The sequence below is a fragment of the Streptomyces pseudoechinosporeus genome, from assembly GCF_054783935.1.
The window spans coordinates 1-11,968 of sequence record NZ_BAAGPS010000045.1; the positions used below are offsets into that span (position 1 = coordinate 1).

Annotated in this window: 13 protein-coding genes and 1 pseudogene; 7 read left to right on the forward strand and 7 right to left on the reverse strand. The window is 67.7% G+C overall.

Annotated elements, in window-relative coordinates:
- Positions 1 to 485: 485 nt before the first annotated feature.
- Positions 486 to 932: an anthrone oxygenase family protein gene (locus ACYVO6_RS33315; RefSeq protein ID WP_461067751.1), complete on the reverse strand. Its 447-nt coding sequence runs from the start codon at positions 930 to 932 to the stop codon at positions 486 to 488.
- Between the two features lie 91 nt (positions 933 to 1,023).
- Between ACYVO6_RS33315 and ACYVO6_RS33320 the strand changes: the two genes are divergently transcribed.
- The gene (locus tag ACYVO6_RS33320) at positions 1,024 to 1,602 is read left to right on the forward strand and encodes a TetR/AcrR family transcriptional regulator (RefSeq protein WP_461067753.1); all 579 of its coding nucleotides are present in this window, start codon (positions 1,024 to 1,026) and stop codon (positions 1,600 to 1,602) included.
- Between the two features lie 643 nt (positions 1,603 to 2,245).
- Here ACYVO6_RS33320 and tpg read toward each other — a convergent pair.
- The 3 genes from tpg to ACYVO6_RS33335 form a co-directional block, all read right to left on the reverse strand.
- Positions 2,246 to 2,836: a telomere-protecting terminal protein Tpg gene (gene tpg / locus ACYVO6_RS33325; protein ID WP_461067755.1), complete on the reverse strand. Its 591-nt coding sequence runs from the start codon at positions 2,834 to 2,836 to the stop codon at positions 2,246 to 2,248.
- Between the two features lie 721 nt (positions 2,837 to 3,557).
- Complete coding sequence (locus ACYVO6_RS33330) at positions 3,558 to 3,860, reverse strand: TetR/AcrR family transcriptional regulator C-terminal domain-containing protein (protein ID WP_461067757.1); 303 nt, start codon at positions 3,858 to 3,860, stop codon at positions 3,558 to 3,560.
- 42 nt (positions 3,861 to 3,902) lie between these two features.
- Complete coding sequence (locus ACYVO6_RS33335; protein ID WP_461067759.1) at positions 3,903 to 4,856, reverse strand: aldo/keto reductase; 954 nt, start codon at positions 4,854 to 4,856, stop codon at positions 3,903 to 3,905.
- On the opposite strand from ACYVO6_RS33335, the gene ACYVO6_RS33340 reads away from it, so the two are divergent.
- Both ACYVO6_RS33340 and ACYVO6_RS33345 read left to right on the forward strand, forming a co-directional pair.
- The gene (locus ACYVO6_RS33340) at positions 4,835 to 5,179 is read left to right on the forward strand and encodes a hypothetical protein (protein ID WP_461067773.1); all 345 of its coding nucleotides are present in this window, start codon (positions 4,835 to 4,837) and stop codon (positions 5,177 to 5,179) included. The two genes, ACYVO6_RS33335 and ACYVO6_RS33340, sit on opposite strands and share 22 nt — an antisense overlap.
- Complete coding sequence (locus ACYVO6_RS33345; RefSeq protein ID WP_461067761.1) at positions 5,176 to 6,225, forward strand: PDR/VanB family oxidoreductase; 1,050 nt, start codon at positions 5,176 to 5,178, stop codon at positions 6,223 to 6,225. Before ACYVO6_RS33340 ends, ACYVO6_RS33345 begins: the two co-directional genes overlap by 4 nt.
- A gap of 494 nt (positions 6,226 to 6,719) precedes the next feature.
- Here the strand turns inward: ACYVO6_RS33345 and ACYVO6_RS33350 are convergent, their stop codons facing one another.
- Both ACYVO6_RS33350 and ACYVO6_RS33355 read right to left on the reverse strand, forming a co-directional pair.
- A complete protein-coding gene (locus ACYVO6_RS33350) occupies positions 6,720 to 7,745 on the reverse strand; it encodes a nuclear transport factor 2 family protein (protein ID WP_461067763.1) in 1,026 nt (341 codons plus the stop codon).
- A gap of 566 nt (positions 7,746 to 8,311) precedes the next feature.
- Positions 8,312 to 9,229 (reverse strand): NADP-dependent oxidoreductase, encoded by a 918-nt coding sequence (locus ACYVO6_RS33355; protein WP_461067765.1) that lies wholly within the window; start codon positions 9,227 to 9,229, stop codon positions 8,312 to 8,314.
- Between ACYVO6_RS33355 and ACYVO6_RS33360 the strand changes: the two are divergent.
- Positions 9,228 to 9,473, forward strand: a pseudogene (locus ACYVO6_RS33360) (hypothetical protein); the annotation flags it as partial. The gene ACYVO6_RS33355 and the pseudogene ACYVO6_RS33360 sit on opposite strands and share 2 nt — an antisense overlap.
- Before the next feature lie 289 nt (positions 9,474 to 9,762).
- Complete coding sequence (locus ACYVO6_RS33365) at positions 9,763 to 10,086, forward strand: transposase (RefSeq protein WP_461067775.1); 324 nt, start codon at positions 9,763 to 9,765, stop codon at positions 10,084 to 10,086.
- A 142-nt stretch (positions 10,087 to 10,228) separates the two neighbouring features.
- On the opposite strand, the gene ACYVO6_RS33370 is transcribed toward ACYVO6_RS33365, so the two are convergent.
- Positions 10,229 to 10,537 (reverse strand): DUF1330 domain-containing protein, encoded by a 309-nt coding sequence (locus tag ACYVO6_RS33370; RefSeq protein ID WP_461067767.1) that lies wholly within the window; start codon positions 10,535 to 10,537, stop codon positions 10,229 to 10,231.
- A gap of 100 nt (positions 10,538 to 10,637) precedes the next feature.
- On the opposite strand from ACYVO6_RS33370, the gene ACYVO6_RS33375 reads away from it, so the two are divergent.
- Complete coding sequence (locus ACYVO6_RS33375; RefSeq protein ID WP_461067769.1) at positions 10,638 to 11,585, forward strand: AraC family transcriptional regulator; 948 nt, start codon at positions 10,638 to 10,640, stop codon at positions 11,583 to 11,585.
- 52 nt (positions 11,586 to 11,637) lie between these two features.
- The gene (locus tag ACYVO6_RS33380; RefSeq protein WP_461067771.1) at positions 11,638 to 11,814 is read left to right on the forward strand and encodes a hypothetical protein; all 177 of its coding nucleotides are present in this window, start codon (positions 11,638 to 11,640) and stop codon (positions 11,812 to 11,814) included.
- Positions 11,815 to 11,968: the final 154 nt, after the last annotated feature.

Sequence of the window (11,968 nt, forward strand, 5' to 3'; positions counted from 1 at the left end):
CGGACGGTCGGCGGACACCGCGCCGGGGCGGCCAGGGGCTGCTCATCAGGGCCTCGCATTCGTGTGCGGATTTAAGGAGCGGGCCGCCGCCAGAGCTGAGCCGAAGCACGATAGTTGTCACCACTGACGTTCGTTGACCTGCGGCTTCGATCGGACAAAGCACGCTGGTTGTCACCGGATCGGCGCGCTACCTGTCACCAGCAACGCGCGAAGCAAGGTAGGTGTCACCGGCTCCGGTCCTCCGTCTGTCCCTCGAGCTGCGCACCAGCCCCGGTGTCCTGTCGCAGCGCATCTGTCAGATAGCGAGCCGTTGGCCTGCTGAGATGCCAGGTCGTTTGAGAAGCGGAAGTCGCGATCTCGATAGAGGCGGAACCTCCGGTAGAGGGAGTCCTGGGTTCCGAGGGCGGTGTAGATCCGTGCGAATCGTCGGCTACCGCCCGCGGAGTGGAGGAGTGCCGCCACCGGCGCCGCGCCGGCCCGCGCGCTCAGGCGAGGGCGGTCGCCAGGCAGGCGAAGGCGGCGATGATGACGGCGACGCGGACGTAGTGCCAGCGGTCCCAGCGCTGCAGCTGCTCCTTCCAGTCGGCCGGCCGGTTGTCGGCGGTCCACGTCTTGACCCGGTTGTTGATCGGGACGAGCAGCAGGAGCGACATGATCACGCTGAGGATCAGCAGCGCGCCGGCGGTGACGACGAGGCCGGTGCCGTCGTGGTGCCATCCGGCGACGGCCCAGACCGCGACGAGGGCGAGCGAGGTGATGTACCAGAACGGCATCACGGCGCCGCCCAGTCGGGCCCCGTGGGTGCGGGCGCGCAGGCCGTTGTCGCCGGGGAGTGCGTTGACGATCGGGTTGCTGAAGAAGGGGACGGAGAACTCCACCCCCACCATTACGCCGACGACCACGATGGTGACGACCTCGAGTGCATTGAGCATGATGACCCCTCCTGGGATCTAGCGCTGCTAGATGATGACGCAAAGCTAGCACTGCTGCCGCTCGACTGTCTAGCAGTGCTAGGATCGAATCATGTCGGTACAGGAACGCAAGCAGCGCGAACGGGCGCAGCGTGAGCGCCTCATCGTGGCCACGGCCCGCGAACTCGCCGAGCAGCAGGGCTGGGACGCGGTCACCACCCGCCGGCTCGCCGAGCGCATCGAATACAGTCAGCCGGTCCTCTACAGCCACTTCCGCGGCAAGCGCGAGATCATCGGCGCCGTCGCTCTGCAGGGCGCTTCCGAGATGGCCGTGGCGATGCGGGCCGCGACCTCCGCCGCGGACGGCCCGCGCGAGCGGGTCACCGCCCTGGCCCGCGCCTACCTCGCCTTCGCCGAACGCCATCCGGCGGTCTACGACGCCCTGTTCCAGCTCGACGGCGGCCTGGCGTACGCACAGGAGGACACCCCCGAACCGTTGAAGGACGCCTTCGCCGCGCTGCTGGAGTGCCTGAGCGAAGTCGCCGGGGAGGGCGTGCACCCGGGGCTGTTCACCGAGACGTTCTGGGCGGCCCTGCACGGACTGGCCACCCTGACCCGGGCGGGACGGCTGCCGCCGGCGGACGCCGAGCGGAGGATGGAGCTGCTGGTGGACCGGCTCGCCGTGGTCTGACACACCGTCCGAACGGACGGGCAGCCGGGGTCTTCCGGCCCGGCTGTCGGCCTACGGCTGCGAGGTCAGCCCCACCACCCTCCGGTCATGATCCAGGAGCATGGCCCGGTCTCGCTCCAGCCACGGCTCGAACCCCACCAGCGACTCAGTCGTCCCCCAGTACCAGCCCGTGAAGCGCCGCTGTCCGCGGTACGGCGTGAACCGCCTCACCGGGAGCGCCGACTCGAACCGAACCCGGGAAAACCGCCTCCAGCGCGGACTTCCGCAGCCCGCCGCCTCACCGTCAGCCCACTCAACATCGACCAGGCCAGATCCATCGCCACCCTCGGCTCCGCGTACCTGCCGAAAACGACCGTGACAGGTACCGCGAGAACCGGACCAGGAAATGAGATCAAACCTCATGTACGGGGCAAACGTCGTCGCTCAGCACGCGACGCAATGAGAATCCGACAGCACGAACGAGAAGCGGTGAGAATCCGACAGGCTCAGTGCGACAGGACACCCGGAGCGGTCCCGACCTACCCCCCTCCGTCCGCGCTGGTGACAACCAGCCTGCCTTGGTGACAACTATCGTGCTTCGGCTCAAGAGCGCTGTGCGGCGGCCCGCGAATAAGGTTTATAGCAGGCTTGGAATTCGGCAGGGTCAGAATTGGAACTCGATCGACCGCACGTCTGTGAAATCGGCGCGCAGCCCCTCAGCGCGGGTACCCCATTCCGTGAAATACGACTCGGTGATGGCATCCGCGACGATCGGATGCAGGTCTTCCTCCGTCGCACCAGCCTCCTGGAGCTGGAGGATTTCGGCGGCGTAGACGGGCGAGATCGGCGTGGTGATGGTGCGCTCGCGGCCGTCGTCCGAGCTGCCCCTGCAGGTGAATCCGAAGTAGGCCGTCACCTCCACCATCATGCCGCTGGAGGTCGCCGCCCGTTGACGTGCTTGTGCTTTGACCTGCGGTTGCCACTGGGATTCGGTCTCCTCCACCAGCACGGCCTGGAGCCGTTTCTGGGGCTTCGTCAGCTGCCCTGCGCGGTAGCGCTGCACCGTGCGGCGCGAGACGCCCAGACGCTCCGCCAGGGCCTTGGTGGACCCCTTCGCCCGCGTGAGGAGGAATTTCACCTGAGCCTTTGCGGATTTCGGCGGCGGCCGGGTGAACACCTTCCGCTCCGCCCGCGCCAGAGCCTCCAGAACCTTGCTGCGGCGCGGGGCCGGCTGCCGTGTCTCGTGATCGCTCATAGGTTCCATAGACCACGGATCACCTGTGGACAGACTCCGGGCGAGCGGCACCCTGGCGTCGTACGGGAGGCGTGGCCGCCGGGTCGAACTACTGTTGGGGCCGTGGCGACAACGTACAACTTTCCCGGCTTCTCTGGGGGAGTGACTGTGGCGCGAGGCCAGCCGATGGGGCTTCATGCAGCTCAGCGCCGGTTTCGTTGACGCTAGCAGGTGCAACAGGTGTGGCGGTATCGCCGATTCAGGTGAAGCGCTGTCGGCAGCCCGGACTGCCGGGTTAGCCGCAGCAAAAAGGTCGCTTCTGCGGATGTCGCCGGGCGGTGCTTGTGCCGGTTGCGGGCTTGACGGCGCGGACGGTGGCGGAGTGCATGCCTGCCTTCGTACGCGAGCGCCGCCCCTCCGAAGAGGTTGTCCGGCGCCGCTGATGCGACCTCGCTGTCAGATCCCTACTCAGCGATCATTCGCAATTCCTAATCGGCAGCCGAGTCGTCGTGGGACGAGAGCCACACCCGGCGCCCCCGGGTGGATGAACCATACGAAGGGTTCACCACGTCCCGCAGAACAACGTAGGGATCAGTAACGCTGCATACGCCGCTGAAGTAGCCCGCCGAAGTGACCTGGGCGAGTGATACCGAACTGACCCTCGTTCACGACACGGTTCGTCGTTACGCGCACCTCAAGATGGCGACCGTGGCGGCCTACCGACTCCGGCAGGGCGAACTGCTCACTCGGCAGCAGGTCCCGGTGCCGGTTGGGGCGTCCGCGACACGGCGGAGTGCCCGCTGAGGATCAGGTCGACACCGAACGCGAAGCGGTCGTCAAAGCCGTCTGGCGTGAGATGCGCGATCGTCTTCGCGAGAGAGGGGAAGGCTGCGGGGTCAGCCTCCGCCGCTTCGGTGCAGAAGGTGCGGTTCTGCGGTGTCTGTTCTTCCTTGACCAGGCCGAGGGTGAAGTACATCAGGGTCCAGGCCGTCCAGGCCGCCTCCTTCGGGCTGCGGTCGGTGGCATGTAGGGCGGCGTTGAACACTTCGGCGAACGCACACTGCTGGGGTCGGGCCAACGAGGAGCGTCATGGCTGCGGGCGTGTCGTGCTGGCGTCAGGAGCAGCCGTCTGTTTCGCGCCCGCTTCCCGGCGGCCGCCGGCAACGGCATCAAGGATGCGCATCTCGTCCGGAGTCAGCGAGAGCAGAGCAGCGGAGGCCGAATCAGCTGCCGTCTCCGGGCGTCCGGCGCCGCTGATCGGCAGGAGTGAGTCGGACCGGTGCAGCAGGCCGGCGAGCAGCAACTGCTGAGGCGAGACGTCTCGCTCTGTCGCGATGTCCAGAAGGAGGGGCGAAGCCTCGCGTGCGTCCCATCCGCCCAACGGGGAGTAGGCCAAGAACGGAATGCCGAGGCGCTCGCATTCCTGAAGGAGCGCATCGTCACCTCCGTTGTGCAAGGAGTACGGATTCTCGACGGCATCGACCGATGTCACCGTGCGTGCGACAGCGAACAGGGCAGGATCGACGTTGGAAATGCCTACGGCTCGGATCTTCCCCTCCGCGCGCATCTCGCTGAGAGCACCCACACTCTCGGCGAACGGTACCTCTGGGTCCGGCCAGTGCAGAAAGTACAGGTCGATCGTCTCGCGCCTCAGCGCACGCAAGCTCCTTTCCAGGTCCGCCCGCAAAGAGGCGGGCCGGGCGTCGTTCTTCCATTCCGTCGGTCCTGCTCTGAAGTGGCCGCCCTTGGTCGCTACCATCACCGCGCTCCCGTCGTTTCGGGCGGCCAATACGTCGCCGATGAGACGCTCATTGTGTGCTTCCTCGCCGACGGTCGTGTAGGCGCGAGCAGTGTCGATGACGTTCACTCCGCTGTCGATCCCTGCGTTGATCGTCGATACCGCCACCGCGCGGCTGACGTCTGGCCGAAGCGACCACGCCGCTCCTCCGAGGGCGATAGGCCAGACACGGCGTCCAGCTATCTCTCGCATCGCGGGGTCACCATGGCCACCCTGTTGGCCTGTTCGCTGCATCACAAGCATCCATTCCTGGTCATCGTGTCGGGACGGCCTGCCGCCGCGGGATCGCGTTCACCCGCAACTATCACCTCGGCGACCAGGGGCTCACCAACCTCCTGCGGCAGAGCGTCTCCCGCGTGTTCGGCCAGGACTCCGCCATGCTGAACGCTCAGCAGAAGGCCATCGAGGCCAACGCCGACCACGAGTTCTACAACCTCAACATCGACATCGGCGGCATGTGGGCACGGCGCATCATCGACGCCAAGGTCGCCGCCGAACAGGGCCGCGAGCGCACCCACCCCACCGTATTGGCGTCCGTCGCCACGTCGACACGGCAGACGGCATGAGCCGCGGCGCGAAGAACCTGGCGACCGTCGAAGCCCGCGACGATGTCGCACCGGACATCGCCCTGATCACCTTGCGCCTGCCTGACCCGGCCCCCACTCCACCGCCCGGCAGCCACCTTGACGTCACCGTACGGCTCGCGACCGCCGGCGACACCCGCTCGTACTCCCTCGTCGACCTCGGCCACGACGGCGGCCTCCTGCGCATCGCCGTACGCCGGCAGGGGGACGGCCGGGGCGGATCCGTGTGTATGCACTCGCTGAAACCGGGCGACGAAATCGAAACCACCGGCCCCGTCGACGAGTTCCCGCTCAACCCTGGCTCGGCCCCCAGCGTGCTGCTCGCCGCAGGCATCGGCATCACCCCTGTCCTCGGACTCGCCCGGGCCCTGCGGGCCCGAGGCAGCACCTACCGGATCATCTATGCCGGCCGATCCCGCGACAGCATGGCGTTCACAACGGAACTGGAGTCAGCCCACCCCGGCCTGGTGACCCTGGCCGAGTCCTCGCGGGGAGGACGCCTGAGCCCCGCCGAAGTGGTCGCCGACGTTCCCCCCGGCGGCGTGCTCTATGTCTGCGGGCCGATGGGCCTGCTCAGGGATGTCCGTCAGAGCTGGCAGCAGGAGGAACGGCCCCCCGCCGACCTCCGGTTCGAGACGTTCGGTACGAGTGGCAGCCATCCTGCGCGCCCGTACCGGGTCACCGTGCCCCGCCACGGTGTGAGCGTCGAGGTCCCGGTCGGCACTAGCATGCTCGATGCCTTGCAGGAAGCGGGCGTCGAGATCATGTACGACTGTCTGCGCGGCGAGTGCGGACTGTGCCGCGTCCGCATCCTGGAGAGCGATGGACCGGTCGACCACCGTGACGTGTTCCTGTCCTCACGGCAGAGGGCTGAAGGCCGTCAGATGTGTGCCTGCGTGTCGCGGATCGCGGGACCGGGGGTCACCATCGACACACCGGCCAGGCCGGCCACAGGCGAGCCCGCGACCGCCTTGAGGTCCGTTTCGCCTTCCGACGCGGCCGAATCCGGCTCACCCTCGCAGGCCTGACCCGGGAGACCGGGTTCCGGTGGAGCGCTGAACCGGGCGCGGACGGCGCCTTCACCGTGGGCACCCGGTTGTGAGAACGGGGCATTCCGGCGCCGCTGAGCGTCCCGCTGCCCGCGGTCGCGCTCCCGTTCACGGACGACCTCCACACCGCAGGACGCCAGCACGTCCGCCTTGCGGTGCCGGGAGGCCGCCGCTGCGCTTCTTCGTGTGTACGGGGCCGACGGCGAGCACCGAGCGGACCGTCACCGATTCCGCACGGCTGCGGATAATGGCGGCCGAGTGCAGGGAGAGGCGGGCAGGCCGTCGTCAACGGGGTGACGACAGCAGGCGTCGACTCGGTCGCCGCCCAGTGTCATCAACGCCGATGGCGTCGGCGACTCGTGGCGCACGGGAGCGCCAGCCGTTCCTTCGGGTCTCTGCTTCGGGGTGGCCCAGGACGCCGAGCGCGGTGCGCAGCGCTTGCCGTGACCACTGCGCTCAGTGGATCGTGACTGCTACGGCTCGATCGCCAGCTCGGTCAGCGAGCGCATCGTGGAGTCGTCGATCCTCGATCCGTCCCAGACGGTGGTGAAGTTGGTGATCTTGTAGGTGCGCGCGGTGGGGTTGGTGTAGGGGGCGACCTTGTCGATCTGTAGTGCGCTGATCCCGCTGGGAACGGCGTCGCTGCCGGTGATCCACTCGTAGCCGCCGCCGTGCTCGTTGCCGGCGACGTGGAGCACTTCGGAACCCGGGCCGTAGGGCAGCTTGGGCAGCGCGCGCTGCAGGTAGCGGCTGATCGCCGCCCGGCCGGTGATGATGGTGCGGGTGGTCATGTCCTCGAAGACGGCGTCGTCCGCGAACAGGGCCTGGGCGCGGGTGACGTCGCCGGCCGCCAGGGCCGAACCCAGCTGACGCGCGAACTTGTTGATAACCGGGTTCTTGCTGCTGTGCACGGTTTCGGCGGCGAGGGTGCGGGGGTTCTTGGCGTTGGGGTCGCGGAGTTTGGTGGCGGCGTTGCGTCGGCCGTCCCAGAAGTCGACCACCCGGACGATCTTGCCGTGTTCGTAGGTGAGGGAGGAGACGGCGCGGATCTCGTCGCCGAGGAGTTCCGGGGTGTTGTGGAAGAGGACGATGGCCGTGTTGGAGTCGCCGAGGACGCGCAGAGGGTACGACTTGCCGCCGCTCTGGGCCCAGCCGGCCAGGGTCGCAGCCATGATCTCGCTGAAGAACGTCTTGTTCGAGGGGAAGACGCCGCCGATGCCGAACGGGGAGTCGAAGTAGCTCATCTGTCCGGAGCTGAAGAAGCTCATCATGGCGTCGGCGTCGTAGCTGGACTTGGCGCTGTAGTAGCCCTTGACGAGAGCTGCCACCTTATCGGTGGCGTGACTGGCGTCCAGTACGTCCGGAATCACCGTCGAGTGAGCGCCCTTGGAGCGACCGGACGTCGCGGCGGACGCGTTGGTCACCAGTCCCGGTGTCATGGCCAGCGGTACACCTATGGCCGCGGCACCGAGCAGACTCCGCCGGTTCAACGAGTGCATTTCCATCTCCTGCTTTGTGTGAAAAGCGCAGCTTGGGGGTGGGCGGCGAATGGAGACGTCGCCCCTGGCGGTGTCGGCCCTGTTGGCGGTCCGCCGTTCGGGAGATCGCGGGTGGTTACAGCCGTCCATGGCGCTCGGGACGCTTTCACCGATGATTCAACTTGAACCGCGACAGCCAGTCGGCAATCTCGCAGAACGAAGACCAACTGAGATCTCCATCAACTGACATGGGGTCAGAACCATGCGACGTTCGGGCATGACGAAGCGCAGGACCGCGTGGGTGCTGGCGTGGGTGGACTGTCCATAGCAGCGCTGCTGGGCGCGAGCGGAGCGGCCGGCGCTGTCGGCTCCTTACCTGTGACCCGCAGCGGACCGACGTCGTAGGCGGCGAACGCGAGCGCTGCCTACGACGGCAGCTACGTCTCCTTGCTCTGGTACCGACTCAGCACATGGCAGAACGCAGCGTCATCGGACGACGAACCCGCAAGAGGCGCCGATGACCCACTTGGCCTCCTCCGTCCTGCGCAGGGCTTCGTCACACATCGCCGGCATGTCGGCCGCGTCCGTTACCGCATCTTCAGGACGGTCTTGCCCAGAGAGTGGCCGGCTTCGACCGCGGCAAGAGCTGTCGCTGCCTCAGCGAAGGGCACGACGTTGGTGACGTGGGGGTCGAGGGCGCCGGATGCGACCAGTTGGGCGAGCGGGGAGAGCGTCTTTCCGGTCTGCTCCGTCTGGAAGTAGCAGCCGCCGAGTTCGGCCGCTGCCGTCGGATCTGCAGCGGTGATGATCCGGGACTTGTCCGCGGCGAGATGGGCGACGGCGTACAGGGCTGCGCCACCGACCAGATCGAGGATGGCGTCCACGCCGTTCGGGGCGACGGCGGCGACCCGGTCGGCCACGCCTTCGCCGTAGGCGACATGGGTGGCCCCGAGGGAGGAAACGAACTCCGCCTTACCCGGGCCGGCGGTGCCGATCACGGTGGCGCCCAGGTCGCGGGCGATCTGCACGGCGGCAACGCCGATGCCACCACCGGCCCCGTTCACCAGCAGGGTGGCACCGGGCCTCAGGTCCAGCCGTCCTATGCCCTGGTGGGCGGTGGCCGCCGACACCGACAGGGTCGCGGCGTCGGTGAACGACACGGCGGCCGGCTTGTGTGCCACGGCCTGGGCAGCCAGCAGCGCGTACGCGGCGTAGCCGCCGGCCAACGGCAGAGCCCCGAAGACCTCGTCTCCGATCCCGAACCCCTCGACCCCGGCGCCGATCTCGTCCACGACACCGGAGACCTCCGTGCCAAGGGTTGCCGGAAGCGCCAGCGGAAGGACCTCCTGCAGGTAGCCGGCGCGTACCTTCCAGTCGACCGGGTTCACCCCGGCCGCGTGCACCGCGACCAGAAGCTGACCCGGTCCCGGAACGGGCCTGGGAAGGTCGACGAAGGTCTGCGTCTCGGGACCGCCGTACTCGGTGAAGACGTATGCCTTGGGCATGGTTCCTCGTTCTGTTCGATGTTGGGGGAATGTTGGGGTGAAGGGTCGGCCGCTCGGGCGTGGCCGTCGCGAGGCCCTCCGGGCCCGGCCGAACGCTGTGGTCGCGGTGCTGGCCTTCGCCGGAATCGTGATCTCGCTGATGCAGACCCTGGTGATCCCGATCGTCCCGGAGCTGCCGAGGCTCCTGGACGCCCCGGCCTCGGACACCGCGTGGGCGGTCACCGCGACGCTGCTCGCCGCCGCCGGGGTCATCGGCGTCATCCGCGACCAGCTCCGCCGCAAGGTCCGCCTCGCCAGCGGGAAGACACCCCGCGCGGCGTCCGCGATCGTCGACTCACAGAGCATCAAGGTCTCCGAGACGGTCGGCAAGGACACCAGGGGATGGGACGAAGCCAAAAAGATCAATGGACGGAAAGGCGCCTGATCTGCGATAACAGGGGCCTGGTGCTGCTGGTCATGGTCACCGCCGCCAACACGAGTGACTGTGACGCGGCCAAGGAGCTGCTGTTCCGCTCACGCACCCCGAGATCTCCATCGTCTGGGCCGATTCCGCCTACGCCGGAAAGCTCGTGACCTGGGCCAAGACTCACCTCGACATCACGATCAAAACGGTGCGTCGCCCGCCGGACGCGAAGGGCTTCGTCGTCCTTCCCCGCCGCTGGGTGGTCGAACGATCATGGTCGTGGATTATGAGGGCCCGCCGGCACTGCCGCGACCATGAACGGCTCCCCGAGATGAGCGAATCGTTGATCGCGTGGGCGGCCGTCATCTTGATGACGAGGCGCCCGACCCGCCGCACGGCCCGGACTGCCGAACGGCGCGACGTCAGCCCGTACTACCTAGCACAGGCGGCATGAGCCGTTCCTGAGAGCTGCCGGCCATCGAACAACGACGCCCCGCCAGTAAGACGACGAACCGGCGAGTCAACCTACCCAGGGCGGCAAAGGCCCCGGAGTTGCATTCGTCGGTTCTCTCACGCCGTTCGAAGGTCAGTGACCGCTAGTCGGTATAGCCGTCGAGCTGCACACGGCCCTCGGCGACCACGAGAGTCGTCTCGGCACTCCGCTGGCGCAGCTCCAGGAGCCACTTGTACTCCTCCGAGTTGTAGAACCGGTCGACGGCGTCGGCGTCCGGGAAGGTGAGCAGGGCGACGGCGTCCACCGGGCCGCCCTCGAGGACCTTGCTGACCGGAGCGGCGAAGCTGCGCTGCGCGCCGTACTTCTCCAGCACGGCACCGACGTTTTCCATGTACTCCTGCAGACCCGCAAGGTCGTTGATCTTGGCCAGGGCTATCATTTGAACTGTCATGCGAATGACTCTACGTCTCTGTCATGCGCCTTTCAATGACACTTTGACGCAATACTTTGACTATATGTCTCAATCAGCGGCGCATAGTTAGTATGACCTCATGGATGCACTTGCAGATGTCTTGTCGACCAGCCGGGCCGGCGGAACGCTGCTGGCCTGGGGCAGCGCCCACGCCCCGTGGGGGCTTGGAACACCTCCCGGGATCGACAGCGGGACGACGTTCCACGCCATCGTCAGCGGTGCCTGCTGGCTGCTGATCGAGGATGAGGATCCCCGTCAGCTCGTCGCCGGCGACGTCGTGGTCCTGCCACGGCACCGCTACCACGCCCTGGCCAGCGACCCCTCCGCACCCGTACGCCGCCTCGATGCGTGCGTCCCGGGTGAAGTGGTCATCGAAGGCACCGGCGGATGCACCCGATTCCTCAGCGGCTCCTTCGACTTCGATCCCGAACTCGCGCACCCGCTGACCGGACTTCTGCCCCCGGTTCTCGTCGCGTCCGCCGACAGCCCCGGACACGACGAACTGCACGACGTGGTCCGTCTGCTCTCACGCGAGCTCGACCGTGACGGGCTCGGATCCAGCCTGGCTGCCGACCGCCTCGTGGACGTGCTCCTCATCCACGTCATGCGCGTGTGGATCCTCGGCTGCTCCGACCACCAGGCCTCCTGGCTCACCGCCCTGCGCGACCCCGACATCGCCAACGTCCTGGCCATCGTCCACGCCCGCCCCCACCTCGACTGGACCGTCGGCTCACTGGCCCGGGAGGCCGGGCTCTCCCGCGCCACACTCGCCCGGCGCTTCACCCAGCTGGTGGGCACCACACCGGCCGCATACCTGACGTCATGGCGCATGGAAGTAGCAGCACAACGGCTGCGCACGACCAGCATCGCGATCGACGACATCGCCCGCACCGCCGGCTACACCTCCCAGGCGGCGTTCTCACGGGCCTTCGTCCGCGCCCGCGGAGTACCCCCCGGCCGCTACCGCCAGCAGGCCACAGCCAAGACGAACATCAGTCAGACCCCAGCACTGGCGAACACCGGCTGAGTCAACAGGCGGTGCCAGCCTTGACGGGCTGACGACGCGACACAACCATGTCATGGCCGCATCAGGAGCAGGCACTGAACGACGACCCCCCAAGGGCACGTTGCGCGCGGACGACCGCCTGCCGATGAAGGGCGTCCCGTACATCAGCCGGGCGGACGCCGCCGCCTTCCTGCACCGGGCGGCGCACAGTGACGAGTGGATCCACCGCAGCCCCGTGATCAGCGATTGACGACCTCCCGATCGATCCTGACGGCCGCCTGGCCTGCCCGCGGGCCGGCGAAAATCCCTGCCCGCAGCGCGCAATTGAAGGGGCGCCTGAGCGCGTCAGCGGGCCTGGTTCAGTGCCCGGGTCAGTTCCCGGTTAGCCGCCCGCGCCGCATCGA

Coding starts and splice junctions, on each gene's coding strand:
- ACYVO6_RS33315 (WP_461067751.1), bottom strand. CDS start 932: ATGCTCAATGCACTCGAGGTCGTCACCATCGTGGTCGTCGGCGTAATG.
- ACYVO6_RS33320 (WP_461067753.1), top strand. CDS start 1,024: ATGTCGGTACAGGAACGCAAGCAGCGCGAACGGGCGCAGCGTGAGCGC.
- tpg (WP_461067755.1), bottom strand. CDS start 2,836: ATGAGCGATCACGAGACACGGCAGCCGGCCCCGCGCCGCAGCAAGGTT.
- ACYVO6_RS33335 (WP_461067759.1), bottom strand. CDS start 4,856: ATGCTTGTGATGCAGCGAACAGGCCAACAGGGTGGCCATGGTGACCCC.
- ACYVO6_RS33345 (WP_461067761.1), top strand. CDS start 5,176: ATGAGCCGCGGCGCGAAGAACCTGGCGACCGTCGAAGCCCGCGACGAT.
- ACYVO6_RS33350 (WP_461067763.1), bottom strand. CDS start 7,745: ATGCACTCGTTGAACCGGCGGAGTCTGCTCGGTGCCGCGGCCATAGGT.
- ACYVO6_RS33355 (WP_461067765.1), bottom strand. CDS start 9,229: ATGCCCAAGGCATACGTCTTCACCGAGTACGGCGGTCCCGAGACGCAG.
- ACYVO6_RS33370 (WP_461067767.1), bottom strand. CDS start 10,537: ATGACAGTTCAAATGATAGCCCTGGCCAAGATCAACGACCTTGCGGGT.
- ACYVO6_RS33375 (WP_461067769.1), top strand. CDS start 10,638: ATGGATGCACTTGCAGATGTCTTGTCGACCAGCCGGGCCGGCGGAACG.
- ACYVO6_RS33380 (WP_461067771.1), top strand. CDS start 11,638: ATGGCCGCATCAGGAGCAGGCACTGAACGACGACCCCCCAAGGGCACG.